At 39.1% G+C, this 16,322-nt stretch carries 15 protein-coding genes; 8 read left to right on the top strand and 7 right to left on the bottom strand.

Going from position 1 to position 16,322, the window contains the following annotated elements; translation table 11 throughout:
• Positions 1–238: 238 nt before the first annotated feature.
• Positions 239–1,468 carry an ammonium transporter gene (locus JYB62_RS12695; protein WP_205645807.1) on the bottom strand — a complete coding sequence of 410 codons (1,230 nt, stop codon included), beginning with the start codon at positions 1,466–1,468 and terminating at the stop codon, positions 239–241.
• A 31-nt stretch (positions 1,469–1,499) separates the two neighbouring features.
• Positions 1,500–1,838, bottom strand: coding sequence for a P-II family nitrogen regulator (locus tag JYB62_RS12690; RefSeq protein ID WP_074225582.1), 339 nt, complete (start codon positions 1,836–1,838; stop codon positions 1,500–1,502).
• 284 nt (positions 1,839–2,122) lie between these two features.
• Between JYB62_RS12690 and JYB62_RS12685 the strand changes: the two genes are divergently transcribed.
• Entirely contained in the window at positions 2,123–3,028 is a 906-nt protein-coding gene (locus JYB62_RS12685; protein WP_205645806.1) for a nucleotidyltransferase family protein, read from the top strand.
• 25 nt (positions 3,029–3,053) lie between these two features.
• On the opposite strand, the gene recF is transcribed toward JYB62_RS12685, so the two are convergent.
• The gene (gene recF, locus JYB62_RS12680; protein ID WP_205645805.1) at positions 3,054–4,154 is read right to left on the bottom strand and encodes a DNA replication/repair protein RecF; all 1,101 of its coding nucleotides are present in this window, start codon (positions 4,152–4,154) and stop codon (positions 3,054–3,056) included.
• Between the two features lie 91 nt (positions 4,155–4,245).
• On the opposite strand from recF, the gene pdhA reads away from it, so the two are divergent.
• From pdhA to JYB62_RS12655, 5 genes are all read left to right on the top strand, one after another.
• The gene (gene pdhA / locus JYB62_RS12675) at positions 4,246–5,265 is read left to right on the top strand and encodes a pyruvate dehydrogenase (acetyl-transferring) E1 component subunit alpha (protein ID WP_205645804.1); all 1,020 of its coding nucleotides are present in this window, start codon (positions 4,246–4,248) and stop codon (positions 5,263–5,265) included.
• A gap of 113 nt (positions 5,266–5,378) precedes the next feature.
• Positions 5,379–6,092, top strand: a complete 714-nt coding sequence (locus JYB62_RS12670; RefSeq protein WP_205645803.1) for a tetratricopeptide repeat protein — start codon at positions 5,379–5,381, stop codon at positions 6,090–6,092.
• 81 nt (positions 6,093–6,173) lie between these two features.
• A complete protein-coding gene (ribH, locus tag JYB62_RS12665) occupies positions 6,174–6,650 on the top strand; it encodes a 6,7-dimethyl-8-ribityllumazine synthase (protein WP_205645802.1) in 477 nt (158 codons plus the stop codon).
• 123 nt (positions 6,651–6,773) lie between these two features.
• Positions 6,774–8,093, top strand: a complete 1,320-nt coding sequence (locus JYB62_RS12660; protein WP_205645801.1) for an aspartate kinase — start codon at positions 6,774–6,776, stop codon at positions 8,091–8,093.
• A 59-nt stretch (positions 8,094–8,152) separates the two neighbouring features.
• A complete protein-coding gene (locus JYB62_RS12655; protein ID WP_074225575.1) occupies positions 8,153–8,479 on the top strand; it encodes a DUF6787 family protein in 327 nt (108 codons plus the stop codon).
• Here the strand turns inward: JYB62_RS12655 and recG are convergent, their stop codons facing one another.
• Together recG and JYB62_RS12645 are read right to left on the bottom strand one after the other, a co-directional pair.
• Entirely contained in the window at positions 8,480–10,573 is a 2,094-nt protein-coding gene (gene recG, locus JYB62_RS12650; protein ID WP_205645800.1) for an ATP-dependent DNA helicase RecG, read from the bottom strand.
• A gap of 78 nt (positions 10,574–10,651) precedes the next feature.
• Positions 10,652–11,722, bottom strand: a complete 1,071-nt coding sequence (locus JYB62_RS12645; protein WP_205645799.1) for a phosphotransferase enzyme family protein — start codon at positions 11,720–11,722, stop codon at positions 10,652–10,654.
• A gap of 951 nt (positions 11,723–12,673) precedes the next feature.
• On the opposite strand from JYB62_RS12645, the gene JYB62_RS12640 reads away from it, so the two are divergent.
• Positions 12,674–14,449 carry a sodium:solute symporter family protein gene (locus JYB62_RS12640; protein ID WP_205645798.1) on the top strand — a complete coding sequence of 592 codons (1,776 nt, stop codon included), beginning with the start codon at positions 12,674–12,676 and terminating at the stop codon, positions 14,447–14,449.
• On the opposite strand, the gene gldD is transcribed toward JYB62_RS12640, so the two are convergent.
• The gene (gene gldD, locus JYB62_RS12635; RefSeq protein WP_205645797.1) at positions 14,450–15,022 is read right to left on the bottom strand and encodes a gliding motility lipoprotein GldD; all 573 of its coding nucleotides are present in this window, start codon (positions 15,020–15,022) and stop codon (positions 14,450–14,452) included.
• A gap of 77 nt (positions 15,023–15,099) precedes the next feature.
• Between gldD and JYB62_RS12630 the strand changes: the two genes are divergently transcribed.
• Entirely contained in the window at positions 15,100–15,630 is a 531-nt protein-coding gene (locus JYB62_RS12630; RefSeq protein ID WP_205645796.1) for a DinB family protein, read from the top strand.
• 32 nt (positions 15,631–15,662) lie between these two features.
• Here JYB62_RS12630 and JYB62_RS12625 read toward each other — a convergent pair whose 3' ends face one another.
• Positions 15,663–16,265, bottom strand: coding sequence for a nitroreductase family protein (locus JYB62_RS12625; RefSeq protein WP_205645795.1), 603 nt, complete (start codon positions 16,263–16,265; stop codon positions 15,663–15,665).
• Positions 16,266–16,322 lie beyond the last annotated feature (57 nt).

Genomic DNA, 16,322 nt, shown 5'->3' with positions numbered 1-16,322 from the left:
AAGACCATTCTGCAAAAAGTTAGCTTCAGCGCGTATTTATTTGAACGAGAACTGAAGAAAGGCCTTAAGCTTATTTTACCATCAGAAATAGAAGAATTTAAAGACTGGTGTTACGAGATGTTCGGTAAAATTCATCAAAATACCCTGAATCGATACTTTCAACCCATTTAAGAATTGCAAAAGCCCCGTTCCAATGAAGGTTCGGGGCTTTTTCTTGGTTGGTGGTAGTTGTTATTTTTTAATCTTTTATGTTAAAGTCAGGATAAGCGCTCATGGAATGCTCATTAATATCCAAACCTTCAGTTTCTTCTTTTTCATCTACTCGGATTCCAATTGTTTTCTTTAAAGTGAAGAAGATGATTCCGCTAAACAATATGCAGAACAAACCTACGGAAGCAACTCCAATCAGCTGAGAAATGAATTGTCCCATTCCGGCTAAATCTCCGAATATCCCTACAGCTAAAGTTCCCCAGATTCCACCTACTAAGTGAACCGAAATCGCACCTACAGGATCGTCTATTTTAACTTTGTCAAAGAAAACTACGGCAAAGACAATCAATCCTCCTCCTATAAATCCAATAATAGCAGATTCCCCAACTCCCATTTGATCTGCACCAGCAGTAATCCCTACTAACCCAGCGAGGATGCCATTTAGTACCATGGTAATATCATAGGACTTAAATTTCAAATAGGATACGATGAGTGCTCCAAAGGCTCCGGCAGAGGCGGCAATACAAGTGGTCACAAATACTTTTGATACCAGGCCTGGATCAGCACTTAACACGGATCCGCCATTGAATCCAAACCATCCAAACCATAACAAAAAGACTCCTGCAGTAGCTAATGGAATGTTATGTCCCGGAATCGCTGTCATTCCTCTTTCTGTGTATTTTCCAATTCGAGGGCCTAACAAATAGGCACCTACCAATGCACCCCATCCACCGACAGAATGAACAATGGTTGACCCTGCAAAGTCATAAAATGAATTGTCTAAAGCATCTAAAAATCCTCCTCCCCATTTCCACATACCGACAATTGGGTAACAAATCGCTACATAAAGTATAGAGAAAAAGATAAAAGGCCCCAGTTTTACACGTTCAGCCACGGCTCCTGAGACAATAGTTGCCGCAGTGGCTGCAAACATCGCCTGGAATATAAAATCAGTGAAGAAGGTGTACCCTTCATTATAATTGCTGGTATCCCATCCCTCGGGAAGGGGTAGTCCAAATCCGGCAAATCCAAAGAAAGATCCAGCAAAATCAGCTCCTGGATACATGAGGTTAAACCCTACAAAAGCATAGGTTAAAAGCCCAATGGCAGGTATAATGGTGTTTTTAAAAAGAATGTTTACAGTGTTTTTGGCACGGGTCAATCCAGCTTCCAAACTGGCAAATCCCAAGTGCATAATGAAAACCATCGTAGTGGCTACCATCATCCATAGGTTATTGACGGTAAATAATTCTTGCATAGGTTTGATAGGTCTTTAGTGAAATTGAAAATTATAGGGCTTGCTCTCCTTTGTCTGTGTTTCTGATTCTATAGGCTTCCAAAACATCATAGACAAAGATTTTTCCATCACCGATTTCTCCGGTTTTTCCTTCGGAAAGGATGCAATTGATCACTGGCTCGACCAATTCTTCGACTGTTACGATTTCAAGCTTAGTTCTCGGGATATAGGCAGGTTCATAAGCTACCCCACGGTAGGTTTGTTGACGTGCATGCTCTAAGCCCATCCCTTTTACCTCATAAAAGGTGAGGAACTTTACTCCCAATGCAGCAACGCATGAATGAATCTGATCAAATCGAGAAGTTCGAATAATCGCCTCTATTTTTTTCATATTTCACAATGGGTTTGGTGGTTTATTGAAATTTTGGCATGAAGGTAACAGAAAAATTAAATCAATATCAATTGCTGGTTAAAAAAATAACCTACTTTCCAATAAAAATTAAAAAAAAATAAAATTGAGGTTCCCATAATACCTATAGATGGTTATGTTTTTGCGTTTTATCACGGAATATAGTTCATAATACACCTAGTTTGCTGGTAAAGGTGGCTTAGTAAAGTTTGTGTCCAAACAATAAAAAATTAATTTTGCTGCCTTATTAGCATTAGCAATTAACTATGAATCAGAAACCAACACTTTTAGTATTAGCTGCCGGTATGGGGAGCCGTTATGGAGGGAATAAGCAAATCGATGGGTTTGGGCCTAATGGCGAAACAATTTTAGAATATTCCATTTATGATGCCATTCAGGCTGGTTTTGGCAAAGTGGTATTTATCGTGAGGGATGAAATTTTGGAGGAGGCAAAAGAAATGTTTGTTCCAAAAATGGCAGGTAAAATTGAACTGGACTTTGTGGTCCAAACTTTGGATAGTTTTGTGCCTGCTGAATTGAAACAAGAAGGAAGAAAAAAGCCTTTTGGAACAGCGCATGCAGTTTTATGTGCCAAAGACGCGATCAAAGAGCCTTTTGCTGTGATTAATGCGGATGATTTTTATGGCCGAGAGGCTTTTATTGAGGTTGGGAAGTTTTTGTCCACCGAGGTGAAACCAGACTTGAATGCCATGGTGGGCTATGCCATTCAAAACGTACTTTCTGAAAATGGTACGGTGAGTCGTGGAGTATGTGATACCAATGAAAAAGGACAATTGATAGGGATGGTAGAACGAACTTCTATCGCCCGAGAAGGTGACAAGATTTTGAGCAGGGGAGAAAACGAAGTGTTGGAAATCGCTGAAAATACCCCTGTTAGTATGAATTTCTGGGGCTTTCACCAGGAGGTATTTCAAGATATTGAAGAAATGTGGAATGAGTTCCTTCCAGCAAACCTCGATAATCTGAAATCTGAATTTTATATTCCTACCGTTGCAAATAACCTGATTCAATCTGGGAAATCTGCTTTCGAAATTTTAAAAGGAGGAAAAGTGTGGTTTGGAGTTACTTATACAGATGATAGGCCTGTCGTTATTGAAGCTTTGAAGAAACTTCATGCTGACGGAGAGTATCCAGCAAATTTGTGGAAATAATTGAAAGAGGCTTCGGCCTCTTTTTTTATGCCTCTATTTTTCCCGCTTTTAAGGAAAAATAAAATACCTCGGAATCTAGCTCACTTAGGATTTTTTTTGACCTCTCTGGTCTCGCATCCGTCAAGAATATCTGGCCAAAGGTGTGATGCGAAATCAACTCCATCATTTTGGCAATTCTCAAATCATCCAATTTGTCAAAAATATCATCTAATAATAGGATGGGCTTTTCGCCTTTCGCTTTTTCGAAAATCTTGAATTGAGCGAGCTTTAAGGATATGATAAATGATTTTTGTTGTCCTTGACTTCCGATTTTTCGGATTGGATGATCGCCGATTTGAAACTTGAAATCATCTTTATGAATTCCTGCATTGGAGTTTTTGGTGATCAGGTCCTTTTTTCGTTGATTTTTGAAGTAGGTTTCGAAATCTGCTTGGGTGGCTTGGGTGTCATATTCTATGCTGACCAGTTCCTGTCCTTGGGAGATATCTGCATAGTGACTTTGTAGCAAAGGAGCGACTTCCTCTAATAACTCATTTCGCCTTTTTGATAAGGTGATACTGAGCTCAATTAATTCTATGTCATAGCCGTCCAATAGCGTGAAATCCCTTCTTCCCGATTCTGCGAATTTTTTTAATAATGCATTCCGTTGTTTTAGGAAATGGTGATACTGAATCAACTGATCCAAATAACTTCGGTCCAGTTGAGATAACAATCCATCAAAAAACTTTCTCCGGCCTTCACTTCCTCCTTTAATTAAATCCGTATCATCTGGCGCGATCAAGACCAAAGGGATCAAGCCTACATGTTCGGAGGTTTTATCCAGAGCTTTTCCATTTTGATAGATGAGCTTCTTTTTCCCTAATTCTACGGTGCAGCGAACCTCCAGAGGTTTTTTGGAGAGCTCGAAATTCCCTTTAATCGCAAAAAAATCTTTTTCGTGTTGTACGTTGAGACTATCGCTTGACTGAACCGCACTTTTGGTAAGTGAGAGGTAATGAATTCCATCCAGAATGTTGGTTTTACCACTTCCATTCAATCCTACGATACAATTTATCTGTGGTGAAAACTCCAATTTGGTCTTCTCATGATTTTTGAATTGTATTAGCTCCAGCGACTTGAGGTACATGAGTTTGGTGAATTATTTTGGCGGCAGCCTGATTTTTAGGTCGGGATGATTATATTTGAGGCCTAAAATAGCATATTTTGATCATTACGATATGGCAAAGAAAACTGCAGCGACTAAGTCTAAAGTAAAATATTCGAAAGAAACCTACGCTTATTGGTATGAGAGCATGCTCTTAATGAGGAGGTTTGAAGAAAAAGCGGGACAACTTTACGGTCAGCAAAAAATTAGAGGATTCTGTCATTTATATATTGGACAGGAGGCTTGTGCTTCCGGTGCAATCACAGCCTTGACAAAAGACGATAAGTGGATCACTGCTTACCGTTGTCATGCTCATCCACTAGGTTTGGGTACAGACCCGGGTGCGGTGATGGCAGAACTTTTTGGAAAAGCAACAGGTACCACTAAAGGTAAAGGTGGATCCATGCACATTTTTGATAAGGAAAGAAATTTCATGGGAGGTCATGGAATCGTAGGTGCGCAAGTTCCTATGGGACTAGGGATTGGCTTCGCTGAAAAATATAACGGTACCAAAAACCTTTCTATTACCTACATGGGAGATGGTGCAGTTCGTCAAGGAGCCTTCCATGAAGCCTTAAACTTGGCGATGTTGTATAAAACCCCAGTTATTTTTGTAATTGAAAATAATGGGTATGCAATGGGTACTGCTGTTAAGAGATCTTCCAATGTGGATGATTTATCTACTTTAGGAGAGTCTTATGACATGCCATCTTTTGCAGTAGACGGAATGAATGTTGAGGCAGTTCACGAGGCAGTTGCTGAAGCTGCAGAAAGAGCAAGAAGAGGGGATGGGCCGACTTTATTGGAAATGAGAACTTATCGATACAAAGGTCACTCCATGTCTGATCCTCAGAAATACAGAACCAAAGAAGAGGTCGAGGAATACAAGAAGCGTGACCCAATCGAACAAGTTTTATCCACTATCAAGGAAAATAAAATTTTAACAGAAGAAGAAATTTCTGAAATAGTTGATAGAGTTAAGAAAAAAGTGACGGATGCAGTGAAATTTGCTGAAGAATCCCCTTGGCCTGACGGAATGGATGCTTTCAAGGACGTTTATGTTCAAGAAGACTATCCATTTGTGATGGAATAAACAGAAAAAAGCATTGTTCAGAAAGCCATGAAGTTACAAATGCTTCGTGGCTTTTTTATTTGACTTTGTGTAATTCATAAAAAGCGTATATTTGCGGTCGAAATTTGAGTATCATGGCAACGAAACAATCTAATAAAGCACAACCTCACCATCAGTCAGAAATTTTGGAGAATCCAGATGAACTGGCAGAAAGACTTGGTCAAGGCGAAGCTTTTTTAAAGAAAAACAGTAAAGTATTGGGAGGCGTATTAGCCGCAGCGATTATTTTAATTGGTGGAATTCTGTTTTTCCAATTCAATACCCAAAACCAGAACAAAGCTGCCCAGGCAGAAATGTTCCAAGCAGTTTATTATTTTGAGCAAGATTCAGTGGAATTTGCTTTGAATGGTGATGGAATTAATTCCGGCTTCTTGTCTATCGTAGAAGAGTATCCAAGAACTGACGCTGCAAATCTTGCACATTTCTATATTGGATCTATTTACCTTTCAGAAAGAAAGTTTCAAGAAGCAATCTCAGAATTGGAGCAATTCTCAGCAGATGACTATTTGATGCAGGGACAAGCATATTCCCTTTTGGGAGATGCTTATTTGGAACTTGGTAATAATGAGCAGGCAATTTCTTATTTTGAAAAAGCAGCTTCTTATGAGCCTAACAAATTCTTCACCCCTAAGTATTTGATGAAGTTAGCAATCGCTTATGAAGAAGCGGGTCAAATCCAAAATGCTATTGATGCATATGGAGAGATTGAAGAAAACTACTTCGAATCATACGAATTTTCTGCAGCACGAAAACACAAGGCACGATTGGAGGGTCTTGCTGCTCAATAATGCTGCTTTCAAAAGCATAAAAGAGAAGAGTAAGACCAAAAGTCTTACTCTTTTTTTGTTTAAAAATTTAAAAATTAACATATGGCAACTTCTTTAAAAAGCCTAAGCGATCATTCTTCAAAGAATATCACCGATATCAGTACAAAAACATTTGGCATTATTGTTTCCGAATGGAATGAGGAAGTTACGGAGGCACTTTATATAGGTGCGTTACAAACCTTATTAGACAATGGGGCAAAAAAAGAAAACATTATCCGTAAGAACGTTCCCGGTTCTTTTGAACTCTCTTTAGCGGCTCAATGGTTGGCGCAAGAAGAAAATATTGATGCGGTAATCTGCTTGGGTTGTGTTATCCAAGGGGAGACCAAACACTTCGATTTTATTTGTGATGCAGTAGCTCATGGAATCACCAATGTCAGTCTGAAGTATAATAAACCAGTGATTTTTGGTGTGTTGACTCCTAATACACAAAAACAGGCATTGGACCGTGCAGGAGGAAAACATGGCAACAAAGGAGATGAGGCCGCGATTACCGCTGTAAAAATGCTCGGATTTTAAATTAAGCTTTCAAACCTATACAATTTACCCTTTATGAAATCGAGCATGATTCAAGTCTTACTGACGGAATCGTATAGTAATAATGCGAGATTCCATTTGACCATTAAAAATCTATTATAACAAATGAAAATCATGAAATTCGGTGGGACCTCAGTAGGTCGACCCGAGCGAATGCATCAGGTGAAAGACCTGGTTACCTCTGGTGATGAGCCCACCATCGTAGTTCTTTCTGCGCTTTCCGGCACCACCAATGCCTTGGTGGGGATTGGAGAAGCTTTAGCAGATGCCGATAAGGCTTTGGCCAAAGAGAGAATAGATACCCTTCATGCTCATTACTTAGTCTTCTACAAAGAGTTACTTCAGTCTGATTCAGCTCGGGAAAAAGCAGAGGGGATCATCAAGGAGCATTTTGAGTTTTTGAATATTCTATTGAAAATTTCATTTAATGAAGCGATTAATAGAGATATTTTGGCTCAGGGAGAATTGCTTTCTACCAAGTTGTTTTACACACTTTTGGAAGAATTGAATATACCTGCGGTTTTCCTTCCAGCACTGGATTTTATGAGCATTGATGAAAATTCGGAGCCTGAACTCGGTAAGATTTCGGAAAAGCTAAAAGCAATTTTGGCTGAGTATGGAGATACGAAGCTATTTGTGACACAAGGATATATCTGTAAAAATCACAGAAATGAAGTAGATAACTTGAAGCGTGGAGGCAGTGATTATACTGCATCTTTGATCGCAGCGGCAATTCAAGCTTCTGCTTGTGAAATTTGGACCGATATCGATGGGATGCACAACAATGATCCAAGAATTGTGGATCGTACGCGGCCTATTGCTGAGCTTTCATTTGATGAAGCTGCGGAGTTGGCTTATTTCGGAGCCAAAATACTTCACCCAGCTTCCATTTGGCCTGCTCAACTATACAATGTGCCGGTGAAGTTACTCAATACCATGCAGCCTCAAGCACATGGTACCTTAATCAAAGCAGAGGTAGATGCGATTGGAGTCAAAGCAATTGCGGCTAAGGATGGGATTACAGCGGTGAAAATCAAATCCAGTAGAATGTTATTGGCCTATGGTTTCTTGAGAAGAATATTTGAAATTTTCGAGAAATATAAAACTCCAATAGATATGATTACTACTTCTGAGGTGGCCGTTTCGGTAACCATCGATGACTTAAGTCATTTGGGCCAAATTACAGCTGAATTAGAAGCATTGGGATCTGTAGAAGTAGATAGAAATCAAGCGATCGTATGTATTGTAGGAAATGAGATTTCTGAAACAAAAGGAGTGATTAAATCTGTGATGGATGCCTTGGAAGACATCCCAGTTAGAATGGTGTCCTATGGAGGAAGTCGACACAATGTCTCTTTGCTAATCGATGCCAAATTCAAAAATGAAGCATTACAAAGATTAAATAAAGGATTATTTTCCTGGTAATTGGATAACCGGCCTCGTGCCGGTTATTTTCTTTAGAATGATTCTTATTACTTTTGGGAATGCCAAAACCAAAAAGCCGTCCAGGATTTCTTCAAAGACTTCAAACAAAATGGAAGTTGGACTCGGTGTTTCAGGTAATCCTGGTTTTGGTGGTATTTGCCTGTACTGGATTTACCATACTTTTTATCAAAGCTCCAATTCTTGATTTTTTTGGAGTAGAAAAAGGTGGCTTTGTCAATACCCTACTTTACTTATTGTTGGTTTTGCCTCTATATCAGATTTTCCTGTTGGTATATGGGTTTCTATTTGGTCAGTTTAATTTTTTTTGGGAAAAGGAAAAGCAAATCTTTAGAAGAATTGGAAGTCTGTTTTCCAAGAAAAAATAATCAAGAAATCCTGCTCCAGTTGACGGCTGTCTTTTTTTGTTGTTTTACCTGTCGTAGGACCGGAGCATTTTCAGGTGAGCTCAAATGAGGATCTTCCGCTAATAATTGTTGAGCGGCATCTCTAGCTAAAGTTAATATTGGAGCATCCTTACTAAGGTCAGCAATTAGAAGGTCGGTAATTCCACTTTGTTGTGTACCCATCAAATCTCCCGGTCCTCGTAATTTTAAATCTACGTCTGCGATTTCAAATCCGTCATTGGTTCGCACCATGGTCTCAAGGCGAATTCTACCTTCTTTTGAAAGTTCGTATTTACTCATTAGGATGCAATAGCTTTGTTCTGCACCTCTTCCTACTCTTCCCCTTAATTGATGAAGCTGTGACAGTCCAAACCGCTCTGCATTCTCAATGATCATTACTGAGGCATTGGGAACATTCACTCCAACTTCAATTACAGTTGTAGCAACCATGATTTTCGTTTCTCCCTTGACAAATCGCTGCATTTCATAATCCTTGTCTTCGGATTTCATGCTTCCATGCACGATACTTAATGGATATTGAGGGAATGCCCTTGCAATACTTTCGTATCCATCCATTAAGTTTTTAAGATTGAGGCTCTCAGATTCTTCGATTAGTGGGTAGACTATATAAACCTGTCTCCCTTTTTTAATCTCCTCATTGATAAACCCAAAGACTTTCAATCGGTCCTTATCATAGCGATGGACTGTTTGGATAGGTTTCCTTCCGGCTGGTAATTCATCGATGACAGACACATCTAAATCGCCATATAAAGTCATGGCCAGGGTCCTGGGAATTGGAGTTGCAGTCATGACCAATACATGAGGTATATACTCTCTGTTTTTAGCCCATAATTTCGCACGTTGAGCCACTCCAAACCGGTGTTGCTCGTCTACAATTGCCAGGCCTAGATTTTGAAATTGCACTACATCCTCTAATAAAGCATGGGTTCCTATTAGGATCTTCAGTTCCCCCGAAAGCAGTTTTTCATGGATGATTTTACGCTTTGATTTCTTGACTGATCCTGTCAGAATTTCAATTTCCAAATCCATCATATCCGCAAACTCCTTCAAGCCCTCATAATGTTGATTGGCCAAAATTTCTGTTGGAGCCATCAAACAGGCCTGAGCCCCCGACCCAATGGCAATCAGCATGCATATAAATGCTACCATCGTCTTTCCACTACCAACATCTCCTTGAATCAATCGATTCATTTGGGTCCCGGATTTCATGTCAGCAAAGGATTCACGGATTACACGCTTTTGGGCATTGGTGAGCTCAAAGGGGATGTGGTTTTTATAAAATTCAGTCAGTAACTCAGTATTGCCTAGTGACTGCCCTTTAAATTTTTCTGTCCTAGTGACTTTCATCAATAACAATCGTAGCTGAAGGAAAAAGAATTCTTCAAACTTCAGCCTTTTCCTTGCTCGATTAAGTAAATCAGGTTGGGTAGGAAAGTGAATTTGTCGAATAGCCTCCTTTTTATCGATCAACTGGTATTGCTGGAGAAGCTTGGCAGGCATGGTTTCATGGATGTGAGGCAAACAGGCCTGCACGAGTGATTCCATGATTTTGGATATACCTTTAGAGTCCAAAAATCGGGCTCTTAATTTTTCGGTAGTGGAATAGACTGGTTGGAAATTATTTCGTTGCTCATTGGCTTGACTAAGAGGTTCCATTTCTGGATGTGCAATACTCCATTTACTTCCAAATCGTGCTGGTTTTCCAAAAAATACATACACGGCCCCGGCAGGAAGTTTTTTCTGAACCCATTGGATTCCTTTAAACCAGGTCATTTCCATTTCGCCTGTTTCATCAAACACATGGGCTACCAACCTTCGTTTATTTCCCATGCCTATCAGTTCGATTTTCCTGATTTTGGCGATAACTTGGACGTTTTCTAAGTCCGGGTTGAGTTCTCTTATTTTAAAAAATCGGGTTCTGTCCTCATACCTGAATGGGTAATGTTGAATCAGTTCTCCATAAGTGAAAATCGCCAATTCCTTATTAAGGAGGGCGGCGCGTTGAGGGCCAACTCCTTTTAGGAATTCTATTTTCGTGTCAAAAATACCAGGCAAGTTTTTGGATGGTTAGGAAGCTGGCAAATTAATCTTAGACTATTCAATTGCCAACTGAATTGACAGGAAATGTCCAGATCAATTATAGATGCCAGTTATTTTATTCCACAATGACTTAATCTCTTCAGCATGATCCTGTTGGTTTTTAAGATAGATCATCTGGTTTTTTGCTCTATGAAAGTTTTGCTCTGGGTATTGAACTTTATAATATACATTTCCTTGTAAGTGGTCTGTTAAGAATCGCAATCCCATGATGCAGGTCATTACTTCCCCAGCGATCAAAAGAGATTGAGCTTCTTGTTTTGAAGCCATGGCAGAGATTCCTTCCCAATAGCCTTTTAACAACTCTTCAAAAATGGCAGGTCGAAGGTTCAAATGATCCCAGTTTTGGCTTGTTTCAACTTCTGAGCAAGCAACTGTCCTGACCAAGTCTCCAAAATCATAAAGCAGCAATCCTCCCATCAAGGTGTCCAAATCGATTACTGCAGCAACAGTTTCTAAATCTTCTGAGAAAATAAGATTGTTGATTTTGGTGTCATTATGTGTGATCCTCAGTGGACAGGAGGCTTGAAATTCTAGGTATTTCTCAACCAGAGGTTTTTGCAATAAATAGAAATTAAGCACTTCTTGCTCCTCAGCCGATAATCTATTGGCCTCTTTTGCTGCTTTTTCCAAATTCTCGAACCTCCAGTCCAACTGATGGAATCTAGGGATAGACTCTTGCATTTGATGGGCATCAATATCTTTTGCCCAGCTTGCAAAAATCCCATAGGCTTTGGCCGCTAAATAGGCTTGTTTAGGTTTTTGAATTTCTTGAAGTGTTTCTCCCCCGACAAAATCGAATAGTCTAAAAAGCTTGTTTTCAAACTTGGTGAGCGAATCTCCAGATTCATTTAAACGAGGTAGGGGGAGGGCAAAGGGCAGATCGTCTACATTTCCTTTTTCGCCTAAAATCCAATGGTTATGGGCAATCCGCTCAGGATACCAAAAAACAGAGTTGTTGAATTCTTGTAAAATGAATTTTGATTCAGGGGTTTCAATCAGGAAGGTTCCATGAATGAGTCCCGATCCAAAAGTTTTGAAGGAGAATGCTGTTCCTTTTAAAAAATCGTATTGATTTAAGATAGCTGCGATTTGCTCATTATTCATTTTGCAAAGCTAGCCCTTCTTCAAAAATTAAAAAGATGAGAATTTAAAAAGCCGACTGATTTGCTGGTTTTTCTTCAAGGTTAATTCTGATCATTAGTATTTCACTTATCATCCTTTCAACTCACTATTTAATCGTGGTTTCCCGTAAGGCTTTCCTCCGTAGGGATAAAAGCAATTCTTCCCAAGTATTTTTTCCTGTGCCTCTAGGTTTAGCAAATCCATCTAATACCTGAAGTAATCTCAAACTGGAAGCACCATTTATATTGATAGAACAACAAAATCTCATGTATCGGCTTCAGCCGCAATCCTCAAGATTTCATCTTTACTGCAACCGAATTTAAGCCACCTCAAAAAGTAATGATGTCAATCGGGATTAGTAATGTTAGGTTTACAGGATCTGAAAAATCAATTACATTCACTATTGAAAACCCTTTACTATTGACTACAATAACTAGTATTTGGGTAATGGGATCTTCAGAGACTGCTTCTCTTGCTACTTTTAAGCTGCTAATTTCATTAAAAGATAGGCTGACTGGACCTGGAGAATAAATCACCACTCCACAACTGAGGTCCAGTACTCTAATTAAAATATTAGTAAAACTTTCTCACTATTATATCTAATATTTCAAACTTTAGAGAATTATATTATTACTTGCTAGGGGTAACGTCCTTACTTATTTGATGATTAGTTAAAAAATGTTCTAGAAAATCAGGATCCCGTAATTTGGTGGTAGTTTGTGGATAATGAATCTAATAATTAAAAAGAGCATAGATCCTTCTGCCAATTCAATTCTTTCCTTTTAGAATGGGCTTAATTTTTCATTTTTACTGCTAAATCATGTCAATGTTATTATCAGATTAAAAAAAATAAATACATTAGTAAAAAATATTAATAAAGTCTTTCTCATTTATAAAAAAAATGAGAGAAATTGAGTTTCAAAACCCATCATTATGAATGTAACCGCCATAGATTGGGGCATTATTGCCGCCTTCTTTGTGATCTCACTATTAATTGGTCTTTTCACTGCCAAAAAAGCGGGAAGCTCTGCAAAAGAATTCTTCCTTTCGGGTAGAAACATGCCTTGGTGGCTATTAGGTGTTTCTATGGTTGCCACCACCTTTTCTGCAGATACTCCAAATTTAGTAACTGATATTGTTAGAAAGAATGGAGTTGCAGGTAACTGGGCATGGTGGGCTTTCCTTCTCACAGGTATGCTTACCGTTTTTGTGTATGCAAAATTGTGGAGAAGATCAGAAGTGACTACAGATTTGGAGTTTTATGAATTAAGATATTCTGGAAAAGGTGCTGCTTTTTTAAGAGCATTCCGAGCCATCTATTTAGGGGTGTTTTTCAATGTCGTGATCATGGCAACAGTATCTCTTGCTGCTATTAAAATTGGTGGAGTCATGCTTGGGTTAAGTCCTATTCAGACCTTGTTAATTGCTTCCATCGTGACTGTAATTTACAGTTCCTTAGGTGGACTCAAGGGAGTATTGCTTACTGATTTTTTCCAATTCTTTATTGCTATGATCGGTTCATTTGGAGCGGCTTATTTTATTTTGGATCTCCCTGAAATCGGTTCCTTAAATAATTTGTTGGCACATGAAAATGTATCAGACAAGTTGAATTTCCTTCCTGAATTCACGGACCCTAATATTTATATTCCTTTGTTTATCATGCCTATTGCCATTCAGTGGTGGGCCACTTGGTACCCGGGGGCTGAGCCTGGAGGTGGTGGTTACATCGCTCAAAGAATGCTTTCGGCAAAGGATGAAAAAAATGCGATGGGTGCAACTTTGTTTTTCAATATTGCCCATTATGCTTTGAGACCATGGCCTTGGATCCTAATTGCTTTATCGTCTTTAGTAATCTTCCCGAATATTTCAGATTTGCAAGCGGCGTTTCCAGAAATCCCGGTTGATAAATTAGGTGATGACTTGGCGTATTCAGCGATGTTGACGTATCTGCCTACTGGATTGATTGGTATTGTTCTGGCTTCTTTGATTGCAGCGGTGATGTCTACTTTGTCTACACACCTTAACTGGGGTTCATCCTATGTGGTAAATGATTTTTATTTGAGATTCATCAAGCCTGATGCTTCGGATAAACAATTGGTAGCTGTAGGAAGGATTTCAACAGTATTATTGATGACTTTTTCGGCGATTTTAGCTTTGGCATTATCCTCAGCATTAGATGCATTCAATATCTTATTACAGATTGGTGCTGGAACCGGATTGATCTTTATTCTAAGATGGTTCTGGTGGAGAATTAACGCCTATACTGAAATATCCGCGATGGCAATTTCGTTTGTAGTGGCTATTTTCTTTGAAGTGATTAATCCGAAAGTAAACTGGATTTTGATTCCTGAAAATCAGGCTTACCTCAAGTTGATTTACAGTGTAAGTATTACGACCGTAGGTTGGTTGATCGTAACCTTCATTACCCAGCCAGAAAAAGACGAGGTTTTACTATCTTTCTACAGAAAAGTAACACCAGCTGCATTTGGTTGGAAAAAAGTATTAGATAGATATCCTGCTGAAAAGCAAGTAATCGGCCAATTGCCAAAAGAGATTGGCTTAATGGTGATCGGTACTATTATGATTTATTCAGCCCTATTCTCTACCGGATTCTTTATCTATGGGAATCTACTGGGTGGAATTATTGCCGGGGTAATTGCTGTAGCAGGCGGATTTATTTTGATTAAATCCTGGAAAAATATCCATTAATCAGTTTTGAAATTGTACGGAATTCATCAGGTGGGCCATGTCCACCTTGATGTATTCTATCACAGGAGCGAGTGAATCATTTTTTGTCGCAGTATTGAAATATAGCGCACCTCTTAGGAAATTTTTTGTTGAGTCGGTCACAAAAAACTGAAATTGAGTAGGAACTTCTCCTGTCAATTCTGCGATGACTCCCGTATATCCTTCAGGTGTAAGAGCTATGGATTCCTGAATCCCATACGCTTTCACTTGATGCTTTGCAGTTAATTTGAATGCATCATTGGATAACTTTTCGAAACTTACCCCATCTCCAATTTTCTTATAGGTTAAATGGACCTTTGCTCCAAAATCCACATAGTGTAAGTTTATCCACTCCTCTTCCTCTATATTAAACGAATCTGCCTCTACCTGACTATATTTTGAAAATTCCAACTGATAGGGGTAACCTTTAGACAAGGTTTGGAAACTATGTGCTGGTAAGTCTATCCGGTTATATCCTGGAGGTTTAGGGAGATATGAATCTTCACAAGCCGTGAGTCCTAACAGAATAGGTATATACAAAAGAATTTTTCGCATGGCTTAAAATTAGACAATCGGTTTGAAATGATAGGAGAATAGATGAAATTTAACAGTAGAAACAAACCCTAAATTCCATGAGCAAATTAGTACGATTATTTTCGGGAGCGGTTTTCGCTTCATTTTTGATGTTGGCAACAGGAGTTGCCCATGCGCAGACCACTATGGAGGAGTTTTTGACTAAGTGGGATAACAGCAAGCAATACACACTTGATGTTTTAGATAAAATGCCTGATTCTGGGATGGATTACAAAACTGACCCAGAGGCCATGTCTTTCAAAGGGCAGATCCACCATATCGGTAACGCCATCGTGGGAATTTCTCAAGGATTCTTGAATGGTGGAGATCCAGGATTTACAATTGATATGGAATCAGCAAGTAAAGCCGAATTGGCAGATTATGTGGGAAAGTGCTATGATTATGGTAAAAAAACCATGATGGCTTTGACGGATGCCCAAAAGGGTGAGATCCTTGAAGTATTTGGTAACAATGTTTCCAGACGTCAAGTCATGGCTCTCTTGATGGACCATAGCACACATCATAGAGGAACGGCAATTGCCTACCTAAGGGTTCAGGGTGTTGAACCTCCCGCCTTTGTTGGTTTTTAAAGAAGAAGGCCGATCATTTGATCGGCCTTTTTTTATTCTGTAATCCAAGCGACTTTATCTTCCATTGTATCTCTTTTGCCTGCAGGCCATTGATCTGTGGCTGGTTTAGCTACGTAGAAAAATCCCATCAGCATATCTTCCCCTTCTAATCCGAAATCTTCTCTAGCTTCCGGCCAAAAAGTCGGTCCACCTGTGCCCCAATAGGCAGCTAGACTATGTGCCGATGCGGTCAAATACATGTTTTGAACAGCCATAGCAACAGCAGAGATTTCTTCCATCAAAGGAATACCTTCTGAGCGATTCAGTAGAATTGCAATTACATGAGAAGCTTTCTGAGGGTTATTCAGAAATTTTTCATAGGTAGCCTCAATAAATGGAGTTCCGTTTTTTTCTGCTCTTTTCTTATAAAGTTCAGCTTGATATTTCCCAAAGGTCTTTAATCCTTCTCCTTTATAGACGATAAATCTCCAAGGCTGAGTGAGTTTATGGGTAGGAGCCCATCTTGCATTTTCCAACATCTCTTCAATGATGCTGTCCTCAATAGGATCATTTTCTTTAAACTGAGCGACAAACATGGATCTTCGTCCACGAATGATTTTGTTGACTTCTTCTATATTGAAATCAGGTCTTTGCATGGTGATTTAATTTATACTTTAATTCAAATCGGATTTTGAACAATTAAAGTTCAACGA

Source organism: Algoriphagus lutimaris (assembly GCF_017051705.1).
Taxonomy (GTDB): Bacteria; Bacteroidota; Bacteroidia; order Cytophagales; family Cyclobacteriaceae; genus Algoriphagus; species Algoriphagus lutimaris.
This window is presented reverse-complemented; position numbering and strand designations above follow the sequence as displayed.